18 protein-coding genes are annotated in these 15,664 nt (G+C 49.0%); 10 read left to right on the plus strand and 8 right to left on the minus strand.

What is annotated here, in order from left to right; genetic code table 11:
* From FMS18_RS10585 to FMS18_RS10610, 6 genes are all read left to right on the plus strand, one after another.
* Nucleotides 1-437 (plus strand): hypothetical protein (locus FMS18_RS10585; protein ID WP_163294301.1); only part of this gene is annotated, 437 nt, incomplete at its 5' end.
* Entirely contained in the window at nucleotides 415-813 is a 399-nt protein-coding gene (locus FMS18_RS10590; RefSeq protein WP_163294303.1) for a hypothetical protein, read from the plus strand. The genes FMS18_RS10585 and FMS18_RS10590, both read left to right, overlap by 23 nt.
* A 206-nt stretch (nucleotides 814-1,019) precedes the next feature.
* On the plus strand, nucleotides 1,020-1,274 hold the full coding sequence (locus FMS18_RS10595; protein WP_163294305.1) for a zinc ribbon domain-containing protein: 255 nt from the start codon (nucleotides 1,020-1,022) through the stop codon (nucleotides 1,272-1,274).
* Nucleotides 1,275-1,307: 33 nt separating this feature from the next.
* Nucleotides 1,308-2,234 (plus strand): hydroxymethylbilane synthase, encoded by a 927-nt coding sequence (hemC, locus tag FMS18_RS10600; protein ID WP_163294307.1) that lies wholly within the window; start codon nucleotides 1,308-1,310, stop codon nucleotides 2,232-2,234.
* On the plus strand, nucleotides 2,221-2,490 hold the full coding sequence (locus FMS18_RS10605) for a helix-hairpin-helix domain-containing protein (RefSeq protein WP_163294309.1): 270 nt from the start codon (nucleotides 2,221-2,223) through the stop codon (nucleotides 2,488-2,490). The genes hemC and FMS18_RS10605 overlap by 14 nt, the downstream gene beginning before the upstream one ends.
* Before the next feature lie 185 nt (nucleotides 2,491-2,675).
* Entirely contained in the window at nucleotides 2,676-2,897 is a 222-nt protein-coding gene (locus FMS18_RS10610; RefSeq protein WP_163294311.1) for a hypothetical protein, read from the plus strand.
* Nucleotides 2,898-3,020: 123 nt separating this feature from the next.
* On the opposite strand, the gene FMS18_RS10615 is transcribed toward FMS18_RS10610, so the two are convergent.
* From FMS18_RS10615 to cobT, 3 genes are all read right to left on the minus strand, one after another.
* On the minus strand, nucleotides 3,021-3,830 hold the full coding sequence (locus FMS18_RS10615) for an arylamine N-acetyltransferase (protein ID WP_163294313.1): 810 nt from the start codon (nucleotides 3,828-3,830) through the stop codon (nucleotides 3,021-3,023).
* 102 nt (nucleotides 3,831-3,932) lie between these two features.
* Nucleotides 3,933-4,973: a selenide, water dikinase SelD gene (gene selD / locus FMS18_RS10620; RefSeq protein WP_163294315.1), complete on the minus strand. Its 1,041-nt coding sequence runs from the start codon at nucleotides 4,971-4,973 to the stop codon at nucleotides 3,933-3,935.
* 3 nt (nucleotides 4,974-4,976) lie between these two features.
* Nucleotides 4,977-6,062 (minus strand): nicotinate-nucleotide--dimethylbenzimidazole phosphoribosyltransferase, encoded by a 1,086-nt coding sequence (gene cobT, locus FMS18_RS10625; protein WP_163294317.1) that lies wholly within the window; start codon nucleotides 6,060-6,062, stop codon nucleotides 4,977-4,979.
* 66 nt (nucleotides 6,063-6,128) lie between these two features.
* Between cobT and FMS18_RS10630 the strand changes: the two genes are divergently transcribed.
* Nucleotides 6,129-6,968, plus strand: a complete 840-nt coding sequence (locus FMS18_RS10630) for a WcbI family polysaccharide biosynthesis putative acetyltransferase (protein WP_163294319.1) — start codon at nucleotides 6,129-6,131, stop codon at nucleotides 6,966-6,968.
* On the opposite strand, the gene FMS18_RS10635 is transcribed toward FMS18_RS10630, so the two are convergent.
* Genes FMS18_RS10635 through pyrR form a run of 3 tightly spaced genes read right to left on the minus strand, consistent with a single transcriptional unit; the run spans nucleotide 6,965 to nucleotide 8,704 of the window.
* A complete protein-coding gene (locus FMS18_RS10635) occupies nucleotides 6,965-7,561 on the minus strand; it encodes a hypothetical protein (protein WP_163294321.1) in 597 nt (198 codons plus the stop codon). The two genes, FMS18_RS10630 and FMS18_RS10635, sit on opposite strands and share 4 nt — an antisense overlap.
* On the minus strand, nucleotides 7,561-8,115 hold the full coding sequence (gene thrB / locus FMS18_RS10640; RefSeq protein ID WP_163294323.1) for a homoserine kinase: 555 nt from the start codon (nucleotides 8,113-8,115) through the stop codon (nucleotides 7,561-7,563). The genes FMS18_RS10635 and thrB overlap by 1 nt, the downstream gene beginning before the upstream one ends.
* A 52-nt stretch (nucleotides 8,116-8,167) precedes the next feature.
* The gene (gene pyrR, locus FMS18_RS10645) at nucleotides 8,168-8,704 is read right to left on the minus strand and encodes a bifunctional pyr operon transcriptional regulator/uracil phosphoribosyltransferase PyrR (RefSeq protein WP_163294324.1); all 537 of its coding nucleotides are present in this window, start codon (nucleotides 8,702-8,704) and stop codon (nucleotides 8,168-8,170) included.
* 139 nt (nucleotides 8,705-8,843) lie between these two features.
* Between pyrR and FMS18_RS10650 the strand changes: the two genes are divergently transcribed.
* Together FMS18_RS10650 and FMS18_RS10655 are read left to right on the plus strand one after the other, a co-directional pair.
* Entirely contained in the window at nucleotides 8,844-11,330 is a 2,487-nt protein-coding gene (locus FMS18_RS10650; protein WP_163294326.1) for a heavy metal translocating P-type ATPase, read from the plus strand.
* Between the two features lie 2 nt (nucleotides 11,331-11,332).
* Nucleotides 11,333-12,172, plus strand: a complete 840-nt coding sequence (locus tag FMS18_RS10655; protein ID WP_163294328.1) for an arginase family protein — start codon at nucleotides 11,333-11,335, stop codon at nucleotides 12,170-12,172.
* A 67-nt stretch (nucleotides 12,173-12,239) separates the two neighbouring features.
* Here the strand turns inward: FMS18_RS10655 and FMS18_RS10660 are convergent, their stop codons facing one another.
* Nucleotides 12,240-12,842, minus strand: a complete 603-nt coding sequence (locus FMS18_RS10660) for a tetratricopeptide repeat protein (protein ID WP_239061015.1) — start codon at nucleotides 12,840-12,842, stop codon at nucleotides 12,240-12,242.
* 625 nt (nucleotides 12,843-13,467) lie between these two features.
* Between FMS18_RS10660 and FMS18_RS10665 the strand changes: the two genes are divergently transcribed.
* Nucleotides 13,468-14,844 carry a sodium:alanine symporter family protein gene (locus FMS18_RS10665; protein ID WP_163294330.1) on the plus strand — a complete coding sequence of 459 codons (1,377 nt, stop codon included), beginning with the start codon at nucleotides 13,468-13,470 and terminating at the stop codon, nucleotides 14,842-14,844.
* A 145-nt stretch (nucleotides 14,845-14,989) separates the two neighbouring features.
* Here FMS18_RS10665 and FMS18_RS10670 read toward each other — a convergent pair whose 3' ends face one another.
* A complete protein-coding gene (locus FMS18_RS10670; RefSeq protein WP_163294332.1) occupies nucleotides 14,990-15,544 on the minus strand; it encodes a TetR/AcrR family transcriptional regulator in 555 nt (184 codons plus the stop codon).
* Nucleotides 15,545-15,664: the final 120 nt, after the last annotated feature.

Genomic DNA, 15,664 nt, shown 5'->3' on the forward strand with positions numbered 1-15,664 from the left:
CTAGTGATCCAAGGATTTATGGAACAACACTGGCAGCGGCAGCATTACCCGGAGTCATTGCAGGTGGTATACTTGCAGGCGGGGAGCTTGCAACCGTGGGAGCCGCAACTGCCAGAAGGGCTGCACCTCATGTAAGTAGGGGGCTTGAGAAGCTTGGGAAGGCGGCAAAGCGTACTAGGGATTTGGTACGGGATACAGGAAGAAAGGCTGATATAAATATAAAAAACAATTCAGCAAAAGCGACTAAAGGTAAATATGAGGTGGACTCTAACGATGTAGTCGAAGGTGCTACTACTTTTATTGATGGCTTACCTCCGTCAAATGGCAAATTAAGTGGCCCGATCGGAGCACTATATGGATTGAATGATGCCGGTAAAAATGGCAGAGAGGTTGTACAAGAGGTAAAAAACAAGAGTGGGAATAAAAAAAATAAGTAAGCATATTTCTTTGGGGCGAATCATTGTTATTGTATATGCAGTTGCCGTGATTGTTGGAGCTTGGCCTACTGAAACTCCTCGTTACTATAAAGGGCATGAAGTCGGAATAGTTGGTCGATGGGCAACAGTTGTTTTCGGGATTATTATGTTCTGGTGTGGTGTGCTTTATAAGTTCTCGAAAGGAGGTAAAAACTTTACCCGTCATGAACAATCCATTTGTTCAAAGTGTCAAAAAGTTTATCTTGCAGGACAAGCACCTGCAAATGCTTCCTGCGAATTATGTGGAATCAATTTAGAACCTCTCGATGGATTTTACGAACGCCACCCAGAGCTAAAAGATGCTCCGGAAGAATTCACTCCACCGGAAGAAGATTAACAATGCCCCCGGACCCCGGTCCGGGGGCTGGTTCATTTCATTATCTCCACCTACTTCACAGAGCCTAATAAATTTATTTTCACCCCCTCCCCTTATCTTGCCATCTCCCCATCCGAACTTATATGTAGCCCAGACATTGCCCCACTTGATAATTTGGGATATGCAATTTCTCGCAACAGATATTTCAAAGCACGGAGTAAATATAAATGCCTATTTTCGAATATAAATGCGCTGACTGCGGCAAGGAATTCGAGGAGCTGGTTTTCAACCGCGACGAATGTCCTCCCTGCCCGCACTGCAAATCTGAAAAAACTGACAAACTCATGTCCGCCTGCAAATTCAAAACCGGCGGCGGGGCTCCTGATATGAGTGACGTCAGTTCTGCTCCCGCTCCGGCGGCTTCTTCCAGCAGCGCTTGCGCCGGATGCTCCGGCGGCGACTGCTCTTCCTGCGGAAGTTAAATCAACAATAAATTTCAACAATACGGCGGAACAATGAGAAAACTAACTATCGCAACCCGTGGCAGCAAACTTGCCCTCTGGCAGGCCAACCATATTTCCGATCTTCTGCGTGAAGAATATCCCGGAATCGACGTTCAACTGCTCAAGATCAAAACCAAGGGCGACAAGATTCTGGATGTTCCGCTGGCAAAAGTAGGCGGCAAAGGCCTTTTCGTAAAAGAAATCGAAGAAGCACTGCTTGATGGTCGCGCAGACCTCGCCGTACACAGTATGAAGGACGTTCCTACCGAACTTCCCGAAGGCCTTGAAGTTGGCGTTATTCCCCCGCGTGAAGCAGAAACCGACACCCTGCTTTCCGTAAAATACGATTCTCTCAAAGACCTGCCCGCAGGCGCAGTTGTCGGCACCAGCAGCCTTCGCCGACAGTCTCAGGTTCTGGCTCTGCGCGGTGATCTCAAGATCGAATCCCTGCGCGGAAACCTCGATACCCGTGTAGGTAAACTCCTGAACGGCGAATTCGACGCCATTGTGGTTGCCACTGCCGGACTGAACAGGCTGGGTCTTTCCGCTCCCAAAAGCGAAATCCTCGGCCCCCCGACCTTCCTGCCCGCAGTGGCACAGGGCGCGCTGGGCATCGAATACCGCATTGAGGACACTGAAATTCAGGACATCCTCGCATTTCTGCATGACGGAATGACTGCCCGTCAGGTTAAAGCCGAACGCGGATTCCTGACCGGCCTTGACGGCGGTTGTCAGGTTCCCATTGCAGCATGGTCCCAGCTTGACGGCGATCAGGTCAAACTGACCGGATTCGTTGCTGATATAGACGGTTCCAGCCCCATTCGCATGGAAAAGAGCGGTCCTGCTGACGATGCATGGAACATTGGTCTTGCTTTGGCCGAAGAAGTGCTGGCCGCAGGAGCTAAAGAGATACTCGATCGCGTTTATGAAAAGTGCTGATCCCGAAATCCTGAAAGATTTCCGGACAATTCCGGGAGTCGGTAAATCCATTGCCATGGACCTTTGGAATATGGGCTACCGTTCCCTTGATGAAATCAAGGGCGAAAATCCGGACGACATGTATGCACGACTTGAAGAGCTTGCAGGTTGTCATGTGGACCGCTGCATGCTGTATGTGTTCAGGTGTGCGGTCTACTATGTGGGTAACGAGAAGCGGGACCCTGAGCTAGAAAAATGGTGGAATTGGAAAGATTGATTTACATGGTTTGAATCAAGTTTGAAGCCCGGATTCGACTTAGTCGAATCCGGGCTTTTTTAATATATTTATTTTTTTTACATTAAGCCTCTAAAGTAACCGTCCAGCTGTCCGATAAGAGTTATAAACAGGTTTCATGTTCATTTAAAATCATCATTTATAACTTCCAAGGACGGAGGTATACAATGGCAAACGCACCCGAACTCAACAAGGTTTCTCAGGCCCCTCCCATCAGGGACGAAGATCTGGCAAACTCAATGAAGAATCTGCAACGCAAGCGCTTGCGGAGAAAGGCATTCGCGGATCCCGACATGTACCGCGAGCTGGTCAAGATTACCTCTTCACCAGTATACAATGCCAATGCGGAACTTATTCAGGCAGTTACAAGCAGCCGAGGTTCTGCGTAAAAAAATTTCACAAAAAGGAAACGCCAATTCCTCCTCATAAAAATGAAAGGCACAGGTTTGCAAAAACCTGCGCCTTTTATTTTTAAATTTTTTTCAGCTAATAAAGCCTGCTGTCAGCAGAATTTATTTTTCTAATAAACTTACCTTTTCATACAATTTACAACTTTCTGTCCCTTTTACCTGAACTCCAAGTTCGTCACCAAGGATACGCCCCAGTTGTTCTGAACTGCTGATTTCTTCAACTCTGGTGCCGGATTGCGTAATCACCCAATACTCCAAATTACGCAAAGATCGGATCTCTCTTTCTAAAATAAGGGAAGCAACCAAATTATTTACAAAAACAGCGTTAGGATGCCGATGTGAATAAAAATGACCCAATTCGCAATCAGATTGGCCATAGCGCGCAAGCTCAAACCTGTATAAAGAAAAGAACTCACCCTTCTTCAACACCTGCATATGAAATTCTCCGGGCCGCCCCTCCGAAATGCGGAAAGCTTTCTCACCGTCAGGGGACTCGTCACCTGACATTGGAACCGGAATCCTAGGTCCTGAAGGACCAAACCCTACGTCCAGAACGTATCTCTCCCCTTCATAATCAACCACCGTAATGCGGTGTGTTAATCCGGGATGTATATCCTGATTATAAATTACGCGTGCCAGATAAAGTTTCGGTGAAAAGCCAAGCTCCTTTAAAATTCCGAAGAACAAACCATTCTGCTCAAAACAATATCCACCACGCCGGTTTATAATTATTCTCCGGTATAGAGATTCAAAATCCAGCAACAGGTCGTCACCAAGTTGACACCCTACGCTACAGAACGGAAAAGTGGCTACGTGGCGTGCAACAAGATCACTTATAAAATTTAAATCTGATTTACGACCATGCAGGTTCAGGATTCTTAAATAATTTTCTACTAGTTCACGCCGTTTCATAGGTCGCTCCTATCTTTTAATACTAATCTCTATCACCCTGCAATTTTGAATAAAACATCAAATGTCTCTTTTAGGACCACTGGCAATTACTCCGGATGGAAACTACAAAATACGTAATCTGGCAACCCCATTTTCATGAGCTTTAACCTGCCCTACATGGGCGGCCAGATCGCCAGCTTCCAGCAACATATCCTTGGCCTGCTGCAACTGGTCTTCAGGCACGGCAAGCACCAGACCACCGGATGTCTGAGCATCAAAAACAAGGTCAGTTTTGATGCTGTCGGCATCTGCTGCGGCCTTAACCTGTGAACTGCAATAGTTACGGTTGGCGAAGCTGCCCGCCGGAATCATGCCCATGGAGGCCAGCTCAATCACATCATCCATAAACGGCACCTTGTCCAGCCACAGCTCCACAGCCACGCCGGAGGCATCTGCCATCTCCAGCACGTGCCCGCCAAGGCCGAACCCGGTCACATCAGTGGCACCCTTGAGGCCCAATTCACGGATGACTTTTCCGCCTGAAATGTTCAGCTTGGACGCCCATTTGTAAACATCTTTTTCAAAACGCTCTGCGCCGTCCCAATCGGCTTTGAGAGCTGTTGCCAACACTCCGGTTCCGAGCGGTTTAGTCAGCAGCAAATGATCGCCCTCACGCAAACCTTTATTGGAAGCGAATCCGTCAGGGTCAACCATCCCGGTCACCGAAAGGCCGTATTTGATTTCATCGTCCTCGACGCTATGCCCACCAGCGAGCACAGCCCCGGCTTCACGGATTTTATCCATGCCGCCCTTCAGGATTTCACGCAGGATTTCCGGCCCCATTTCTTTCATGGGATAGCAGACAATATTCATGGCAGTCCAAGGTTCGCCGCCCATGGCGTAAACATCAGAAAGGGAATTAGCCGCGGCAATCTGCCCGAACCAGAACGGATCGTTGACTACCGGGGTAAAAAAATCCACGGTCTGGACCAGTGCTTTACCCGCAGGAAAAGAGACTATGGCGGAATCTTCGTTCCCGCCCAGCCCGGTCAGCAGACGTTCGTCCTCAACGGCTAAGCCGCACAAAACCTGCTCCAGGTCCCCCGGAGCGATCTTAGCAGCTCAACCGGCTGCTTTAACAGTCTTTACCAATTCTTTTGGCATGACTTAACCTCCTGCGTGAACTCCGGCATCGTCGAACGTTGCCATTTCGTTAAAAATATTTGCGGCTGCGCGCAACATGAACATGGACAGTGCTGCCCCGGACCCTTCACCGAGCCGCATGTCCAGATGCAAAAGCGGCCTGCGTCCAAGGGCTTTGATCACTTTCGCGTACCCCGGTTCGGCTGAAGCGTGACTGAGCACACAATAACCGCTCACTGCCGGACAAATCTTTACGGCAGCGGCATAGGCGGCTGTGGAAATAAATCCGTCAATGCAGACCATCTGCTTATTCTTTGCCCCGCCGAGGATCAATCCAGCCAGTGCGGCAATCTCATACCCGCCAAGGGCCGTAAGAATTGCAAAAGGATCAGCTGACCGAACAACCTCAGCATTGGCAGCAAGGGCGCAGCGGATAACGTCTGTTTTACGGCGCACTCCCTCGGAATCTATCCCCCCGCCCGGTCCGGTTATATCAGCTGGATCTAGATCGAAATAAGCGCAGTAAAGGGCTGTGGATGGTGTGGTATTTGAAACTCCCATCTCTCCGGTGCCGAGAACTTTAATGCCCTGAGCATGGGCCTCATCAGCAAGTTCAAATCCGAGAGCAACAGCCTGCCTACAGCACTCACCGTTCATGGCCGGACCTTTAGAAATATTCGCTGTGCCGCAACCGATCCTGCGCTGGATCAGGTTGGGATGTTCAGGAAAAGGACCGCCCTTGCATCCGGCATCAACTACCAGCAGCTCCACCCCGGAAGTACGGGCCAGAACGTTTATTCCCGCTCCCCCGTCTAAAAAATTTTCCACCATCTGGCGAGTGACTTCCTGCGGGAAATAACTGACATCTTCCTCGTTAACCCCATGATCCCCGGCAATTGTGTAAATACGGGCAGGGTCGGCCTGCGGAGCTATACCGCCGGAAGCCACATACATTTTCGCAGCAAGATCTTCCAGCCTGCCCAGACTTCCAAGCGGTTTGGTCAGATTATCCAGATGGACGCGAGCCTGCTCTTCAAGAGCTGAATCCACAGGCTGAACAGCATCAACAAGACGCTGCAACTCTTTTGCGGAAATTTTATTCACTGCCATAACCTCATATTAGCACCCTTGCCGTATTGAGAAACCATAAACGGGTATGCTAGGGTTCATCCCGAAATGAAGAAAACCTGTATCTTACATGCCAATTGTCAAGGCGAACCGATGGAAGAACTGCTTTTGCTGAATGATGAATTCAGCTCCAGCTATGACATCCACCGTTTCACCAACTACACCCGCGAATCCATCCCGGTGGAACTCATCGCCGATTGTGACCTTTTTCTGTACCAGCCCCTCTTGGGCGAAAGCTGGGCAGAACTAGCCTCGGATAAAATCATCTCCCGGATAAAAGGCACGTCCCGCTCCATCGCTTTTCCAAGCATGCTGTTCAAGCACTACTGGCCGCTATGGTCCAGCAGAACCGGATTCGATTACCGGGACACATTTCTGGATTCCCTGCTTGAAAAAGAACTGAGTGAATCCCAGATTCTGCACCTTTTCATGAACACCAGGCTGACCAACATCTACGATTTTAAAGAGATCACGGATCAGTCCATAAACATTGAAAGGACCAAAGAAGCACGAACCCCTGTCAAATACGTTGACTGGATTCTTGAAAATTACACGAGAAAGCCCTTATTCAATACCATCAACCATCCGCGCTCCGAACTGCTGACTCTGAGCGCAAACACCATACTGCAAGAGCTGGGTATGGAGCGGCTAAATGAACAGGATTTGGAAAAATTCCCGCCGCCCTTTGCGGATTTTGAACAGCCCATTCATCCGCAGGTGGCAGATTTCCTCGGCCTTGAATTCGGCGGTCCGCAACATCGTTACCATGTATACGGAACGGAGCTGACCTTTGAAGAATACGCCATGCGCTACATCAAATGCCGCCAAAACAATATTGAAGATTTCATTGCCTTCCTCATGGCCACAGCAGGAATGGAAAAGAATTAACCATTCAAATTCGGCGGTCCCATAACAATCATTTCAGCGAGGGTCAGGTCCACTTTAGGTAAGGTCCTGATCTTATTACCGAGCAGTCCCATTTCAAGCCCCACGAGTTCCTTGTAAAGCGGAGTACGATCAACCACAGGTACGTTATCCATACCCTCGGTCAACTCCTGACACTTGAAACAGCCGGGAAAAGAAAGCTGACGTCCGTTAGGCTGACGCAGAGTATTAACCACCCCATGCATACGACAAATCATCAGTCGGTGCTTGTAAACCCCGCAAAGACCGTCATCATTTAACGGACACATTATCTTAGGACGCATCCCGTTATCCAGCATGGCCTTGGCATTACGCACATAGTCTTCTGAACGGCGGATATATTCATTACGCTTGTCTTCGGGAAGCTGATTCAAGCCCTGCCAAAGGTAGGTCCATTCAACATAGGTGTGGTGCTGAAAATAGCTGGTGCAGCAGTTTTCTTCACAGCCTTCACAGGAAAGACCGATCCTGGCGGATGTGTCAGCATAAACAGAAGCCATACGCCCATAAAGCGCATCCAGCTTGCGGAACACGGCCTGTCTGGTCATTTTTTTCATTATATATCCTTAACTTTTTTTACTTCTTTTGATTTGAGCCACTGGTGAATCTGCTCAACACATTCTTCCGGTGAGCAACTGTCCGTATCAACGGCAAAATCAGCATACTGTTCATAGAGGGGGATTCGTTCTTCGTAGAGACTCTCAAGTGTCTGCCCCGGAACAATGGCCAGACCGCGATTCTCTCCGCCGCCGACCCGCTTGAGGCAGGATTCGCTTGAAATACGCAGATAAATAACCGGGCCGAGTACTTTAAGTCTTTCCATACCCTTGGGTCCATAAACAACACTGCCCCCGGTAGAAACAACTGTACGGAAAACCCCTAGGCTGGAAATAATGTACTCTTCGGCCTTGCGGAATTCCGGCACACCAAGATGATCCACGATATCCTGCAAAGGACGACCGTAGTAGCTCTCAATTACAGCGTCAGTATCAATATGCTCCCAGCCGAGTTTTTCAGCCAGCAGAGGTGCCAGAGTTGACTTTCCGGCTCCGGCCATACCGATCAGAACAACAGAACTGTCTTCTGAAAACTCATGATTCCATTCTTGCATAAAAAATATCAAACCTTCCGGGCGCAATGCGCTCCGCAGCTGAAGCAGAAAATCAGGAACGGATCAGAACAACCTTATCTTCGTCATCCCTTTCCTTAACCAGAACATTTACATGCTGGTCTTCAAAAGTAACCACTTCCTTACCCACATAATCGGCCCGGATAGGCAATTCACGGTGACCTCGATCCACCAGCACCAGCAGCTCCACCCGGCGCGGACGTCCGAAATCAAGAACTGCTTCAAGGGCGGCACGTACAGTGCGGCCGGAAAAAAGCACATCATCCACCAGAACAATGGAAGCGGATTCAATATCAAAAGGAATCTCAGTGCAGTTGATGCTCGGCTGACGGGTCAGGTTGGTCCAATCGTCACGGTAAAGATTGATATCCAGCTTACCGAGAGGAATTTTACGTCCTAATTTCTCGTCCAGAATAAGTTTCAACCGCTCCGCGAGGTCCGCGCCGCGTCTCTGAATACCGATAATAGCTATATTTTCACTGTCCCCGCGCCGCTCAGTAATTTCTGACGCAAGACGGTCAAGAGTACGGGCCATGGCCTTTTCCGAAAGTATTACTTTTTGTTCCTTCATATTGTCCTATCTTAAAAGAAGTTGATTCTTAATATCAAATCTGTTCAAATCACTTTTTTAAAACAACCTGCCGGGACTAGCTATAAGTAATGTATGCGGGCAATGCAATCCCCGGACCTCCGACAAACAAGGATATATTATGCACAGCACATTTGAAATCAAAGGTATGACCTGCTCCGCCTGTTCCTCGCGGCTGGAAAGAGTCATCGGCAGTCTGGACGGTGTTAAAAGGGCAACAGTTAATCTAGCCGCAGAAACACTGGCTGCCGACTATGATAGCGGACAGATTTCCACAGCCGACATTATCGCTTCAGTAGAAATGGCAGGATTTGGAGCAGTAGAAAAGATTGAAGGCACGGAACTTACCCTGCCTGTTTCCGGCATGGCCTGCTCGGCCTGCTCTTCACGGTTGGACCGGGTACTAAATGGGACTGAAGGAATCACAAAGGCACAGGTAAGCCTTGCTTCTGAAACCGCAACCTTGAATTTCAACCCGGCAACAATATCACTACGCAGCATAAGACAGATCATCGCTGATGCCGGATTTGAATCCGGACCAATCCAATCTGCCCACAATGCCAAAGAAAATTTTGAAAAGAGAAAAGCTGAAAACGAAGCGAAACTGGTAAAAATGAAGAGCCGTCTCTTTGCCGCTCTTGCGTTCACCATCCCTCTTTTGACCATCACCATGGGTCACATGGTAGGCATACCTTTGCCTGATGCCATCAATCCCCACACTTCACCGCTGGGCTTTGCCCTGATTCAGCTGATTCTAACTGGTCCGGTGCTTTGGTTCGGACGTAATTTTTACCAGCAGGGATTCCCGAATCTGCTCCGCGGGGCACCGAACATGGACTCGCTCATTGCCGTGGGGACCTCGGCGGCTGTAATCTACTCCCTGTGGAATACCATTGAAATTGCACTGGGAATTGATGCCCATGCGCGGGCTATGGACCTCTATTATGAATCCGCCGCCACCATCATCGCCCTGATTCTGCTCGGTAAATTTCAAGAAACCCGCGCCCGTTCACGCACATCAGATGCCATTGAAAAACTCATGGACCTGACCCCGGCGCAAGCCATCCTGTTGCAGAACGGGGAACAAGTACCCACGCCAGTGGAAGAAATCGGTCCCGGAGACCTGATCCTCATCCGCCCCGGAGACCGTGTTGCCGCCGACGGCAAGGTAGCCGAGGGACATTCCGACATAGATGAATCAATGCTCACCGGGGAATCCATGCCCGTGTCCAAAAGCACAGGCGATGACGTAGCCGGAGGAACAGTAAACATAGGTGGCGGCGCACTGAATGTTCAGGTCACCAATGTGGGTGAAAACACAGTGCTTTCGCGCATCATCCGCCTTGTGCAGGAAGCGCAGGGCTCCAAGGCCCCCATCTCCAGCCTTGCGGATACGGTCAGCTTTTATTTTGTACCCGCAGTCATGGCTATCGGCATTGCCGCCGCGCTGAGCTGGTTCTTTTTCAGCGATGAACCTTTTACTTTTGCCCTGCGAATTTTCATCAGCGTAATGGTTATTGCCTGCCCTTGCGCCATGGGACTGGCAACACCCACCGCAATCATGGTCGGCACTGGACGCGGAGCGCAGCTGGGCGTACTGGTCAAATCCGGGGAAGCCCTTGAGACCGCCGGAAAAATAGAAACAATGATCTTCGACAAAACCGGGACACTTACCTACGGAAAACCGGAAGTAGCCGAAACCTTCACCATGGAAGGCGAAAACGAGCAGGATTTGCTCCTGCTGGCCGGGTCAGCGGAAAAACAATCCGAACACCCGCTGGCAAAAGCCGTAGTCCGTGCAGCTGAAGAGACAGGTTCCCCCCTGCCGAAGACAACATCTTTTCAAGCTATATCCGGTCTGGGTATCAACACCGTAACCGGGGGGCAGCCCATGCTGCTGGGAAATCGCAAATTCCTTGAACAAAACTTCATCGGTGGATTGGATAACAACGCTGCCAATGAAACTGCCCAGCGTTTTGCGGCGTCCGGGCAAAGTCCGCTTTACATAGCTAAAAATGGCAAGTTGGCCGGTATTCTGGCTATTGCCGATCGCATCAAAAAGGAAACACCTCAGACAATCAGCAAACTCCATAAGCTCGGAGTTAAGACAGTCATGCTTACCGGGGATAATGAAAAAGTAGCCCACGCCATTGCAGATGAAGCCGGAATAGACAAGGTCGTCGCACAAGTAATGCCTGACCGCAAAGCTGAAGTGGTCAACATGGAAAAAGAAAAAGGGTGTAAAGTTGCTATGATCGGGGACGGCATCAATGATGCCCCGGCCCTTGCTTCGGCGGATATGGGAATTGCTATGGGCACCGGAATTGATGTTGCAATTGAATCAGGAGACGTAGTACTGATGAAAGGCGATTTGAGCGGAGTACTCACTGCACTCTCACTGAGCCGGGCAACAGTGCGCAATATCAAACAGAATCTGTTCTGGGCATTTGCCTTCAACGTATTGGGGATTCCGGTAGCCGCCGGACTGCTGCACATTTTCGGCGGTCCGACCCTTTCGCCCATGTTTGCAGCAGCAGCCATGTCCCTCAGCTCGGTAACCGTAGTCAGCAACGCCCTGAGACTGAAATTCTTTAAACCGGAAGATTAATATTGAAAGACATCACCCTTGTTTTCCCGCAATGGCAGGGCTCCATCGACAATGAAGCCTTATATGAAGGTGCATTTGCTCTGGCGGACGGAATCCCCGGACTTCCCTCCCCCCGCACAGTGGATACAGCCCCTTTCAGGAAAATAAAATCCGGCCCACCCATTGCCGGCAGGGATGATATAATCAGACAATTGCAAAACACATGTGCCCTGCTTGAACAGGAGAACCCCGACCGGACTCTCCTGCTGGGCGGCGACTGCGGAACGGAAACCGGACCGGTTTCATGGATGTCCCGCAAGCATGGAGACAAACTGGCCCTGATCTGGTTTGACGCCCATCCGGATTTGATTACCCCGAAGACAACACAATCCGGGCGTTTTCAGGGCATGGCCCTTTCCGCAATTCTTGGTAATGCGGGACCGGAAATTAACGGTGCAATGTTTACCCCCTTACATCCCACACAAGTATTCTGCGCAGGGGCCAGAACATTTGACCCGCCGGAACTGGATTTTATAGTTAACAGCAAAATGTCATTCTTCGGACCCGGCGAATTGGAACGGGACCCGGCATGGCTGGCTAAACAAATTGAGGAAACCGGATTCAGCAAGGTCTACATTCATATGGATGTGGACGCGGTCAATCCCATAGGTTTTGCCCACGGAAAACCATCTCCCCCAGCCGGGCTGCACTTCAGCAATGTTTTAAAAATCATAACAGAAGTCGGTAACAGAATGGATATCTGCGGGCTGGGCATAACCGAGTTCCACCCCGGCAGTGAGCGCGGCATTGAAAAAGCCGCCATGCTGATCGAAAAGACTCTGCCCGGATTTCTTGTAAAATAAAAACGATGCCGTACTGTAAAACAATAAACAGTACGGCATCGTTACTTTGATCAACTCTTATAGATCACTAAGAAAGATCCCGAATCATATCCTTAATCGGTTTTCCGCTGGGAGCTCTGGCTCCTGGGTTCATCTGGACCAACCCATTCCAGGCCTGAATAGCTCCGGCCTTATCTTCAAGGTCATAATACAGAACTATCCCTTTATTAAAACGAGCGGTTTCATGTTTCGGAGAAGCAAGAATCGCCCTGTCAAAAGTCTCTACTGCCTTTTGCGGATTACCGCTACGTCGGTACATTACGCCCAGATCGGTGAGCACGTGCGCATTGTCAGGCTTTAAGGCTAAAGACTTTTTATAAGCTTCAATGGCATTGGCATACTGATCCGTATCAAAATACATATTCCCGAGCTTGGTCCACAGATTTACTGAATCCGGTTGTGACTCAAGAAGCTTCTTTGTTTCCACAATCTGCTGGGCAAAATCAACTGCCCCGCCAGAGGACTGAGGTGTTGAGGATTCCTTTAAAGCGGGCATGAATACACCGCCAAAAAACAACCCTACAGCCAAAGCGGCTATCACAACGATGACCATATTACTTTTTTTTGCGCTACCGCTTGCGGACTGTCTCCCCTTGCTTGAGGATTTTCTCCCCTTTCTTTTCTTTCCCAAACCGATCTCCCTTTCTCTCTTACACTTGCGGCCTCAAACTCCGAAGTGCATTTTTGTGCACTTTGCACAAGATTAGTGCAATTAATCACTCACCTTGCACATAAGGACAAGCAATTAACCTTAAATTACAAAAACATACGCCATACATTAAGTCTTATTAAGCAACTGCTGTACCAATCTTAAACAAAGGAAATAACATTTCACCCAATAAAAAATACTCTCGATTTTATACAAAAATGCAAAAGTCTTTAAACTCATTTTTTATTTAAATTCATTATTAATCAAAAAAACACATCTAATTTTCACCAAAACGTAACGCTTGATATTATATTTTATATTTTCTGGAAGACCTCTTTACTATACAAAACTGCAACCTATCACTACATAAACGTAATCTTCCACTGCAATTCACAACAAACAACATACAAATCAAATGCAAAACCTTCGTCATTCCGCAACAAAAGCACTACTTTTTTGACGTAAAAAAAATTACGCAATAATTTTCTTGCCGATTCCTTCTGTTTTATGTACGTATCTCTGAACAATATTTTGCAAAGGGGTAATTCTGCGAACTTGTGCAATTATTTCGCAGAAATTTGGTGCTAAAAAAAACAAGGGATTATTTATGGATTTCATGACTTCACTGGACGCAATTGTTGGCAAGATCGGCGCATTTGCATGGGGACCGCCCATGCTGGTTCTTTTGGTCGGTACAGGCTTTTGGCTGACCCTCGCTCTGCGCGGCGTCCAGTTCACTAAACTTTTCTACGCATTGTACCTTGCACTCATCAAACGCAAGGAAGACACTGACGAACCCGGCGACATCACCCACTTCCAGGCCCTGATGACCGCTCTTTCCGCCACTGTCGGTACCGGTAACATTGCAGGTGTTGCCACCGCAGTAGCAGTCGGTGGTCCCGGCGCACTGTTCTGGATGTGGATTACCGGCCTCGTAGGCATGGCAACCAAATACGCTGAAGCTGTTCTTGCTGTTAAATACAGAGAAGTTGACGAGAACGGCGAAATGAGCGGTGGTCCCATGTACTACATCTCCAAGGGCCTGAACATGCCTTGGCTGGGAACACTCTTCGCAATCTTCGCTTCCATCGCTGCTTTCGGTATCGGTAACATGGTACAGTCCAACTCCGTTGCCGACGCTGTCGAAGCTACTTACGGAGTCTCCCCCTACATCACCGGTGGACTGCTGATGGTCCTGACCGCTGCTGTTATCCTCGGCGGCATCAAGAAGATCGGTAAAGTAACCGGAACACTCGTACCCATCATGATTGTTTTCTACATGGCCGGTGCATCTTACATCATCCTTTCCAACATCGCGGAAGTCCCTGCGGCTTTTGCTCTCATTTTTGAACAGGCTTTCAACCCCACTTCCGCAGTTGGCGGTTTTGCAGGCGCAACCGTAATGCTCGCCATCCGCATGGGTGTTGCCCGCGGCGTATTCTCCAACGAATCCGGCCTCGGTAGTGCTCCTATCGCTGCTGCTGCTGCGCAGACTAAAGAACCTGTCACCCAGGCTCTGGTCTCCATGACCCAGACCTTCATCGATACTCTCATCGTCTGCACCATGACCGGCCTGGTACTCATTCTCACCGGCGCATGGTCCAACGGAACCACCGGTGCCGAGCTGACCACCATAGCCTTCTCCATGGGTATGACCGGCGGCGCGCACATCGTTACCATCGGCCTTATCCTTTTCGCCTACTCCACCATCCTCGGCTGGTGCTACTACGGTGAAAAATCCATGGAATACCTGTTCGGTGTTAAGGCTATCCTGCCTTTCCGTCTCGTATTCATCTGCTTCGTAGGTGTCGGTGCCATCGCCAAGCTCAGCTTCGTATGGAACCTTTCCGATACCTTCAACGGCCTCATGGCGATCCCCAACCTTATCGGTCTGCTCATGCTGACCCCGGTTGTTGTGGCTGAAACCAAGAAGTACTTTGCCAAGCAGGACAAGAAAATTGCCGCACAGACTGAATCCAAATAGTCTGACGCTAACAAACGGTTAACCAAAATCCCCCGCCCGGAATCCGGACGGGGGATTTCTTTTAGAAAATAACCGACTCCATCAAAGATAAAAAAAGGCTGCCCCGATTAAGGACAGCCTTTAAAAAATCAAATCTTAATGAAACTTATTTAAGAATACTGCGACGGCAGAACTCAACAGCTTCAGCGCGAACATCCCGACGATCAGGCCAGTACAGCTGCATTCTGGTCAGGCCGAAAATAATAGTCATGACCACAGTGGCATTCTCTTCCACTGCAACATCACGAATATCACCCTTCTTGATGCCGAGCTTTATGCAATCCTCAAGGATCAATTCGAGGTTCTTGAGAAAAACAGCCATCAACCGCTTGGATGAATCCAGCAGGCCGTATGTTGAAAGCATGATCTTCATGTCGATTTCATTTGCTTCTACAAAAGTGAAGTACTCGTTCATGATCTCTTCCATGGTACATTCGTCCCGGTCCAGCTTCTGCCGGATGGCTTCGATATAATACGAGAACTGTTCCTCAAGGGCATCCAGAATATGAAGCAGGATATCTTCCTTGCTTTCAAAATGTCTGTAGATGGTACCCTCAGAAATATTGGCCATTTTTGCCAGATTGGCGGTAGTGGCTTTGTGGAAACCCACCTCTGAAATCATTTCCTTGGCAGTTGCGAGGATGATATCCTTGGTTTTCATTCTACGGTCTCCCTTGAGCGTCAGGACGCCCCTGTTCGATCATGTTAAAAATATTTTATTAGATACTGATGAATTACTAACACTCTCTCTAAACTGTATTAATTACCCCATGCGGGAGCC

Source organism: Desulfovibrio sp. JC022 (assembly GCF_010470665.1).
Taxonomy (GTDB): domain Bacteria; phylum Desulfobacterota; class Desulfovibrionia; order Desulfovibrionales; family Desulfovibrionaceae; genus Maridesulfovibrio.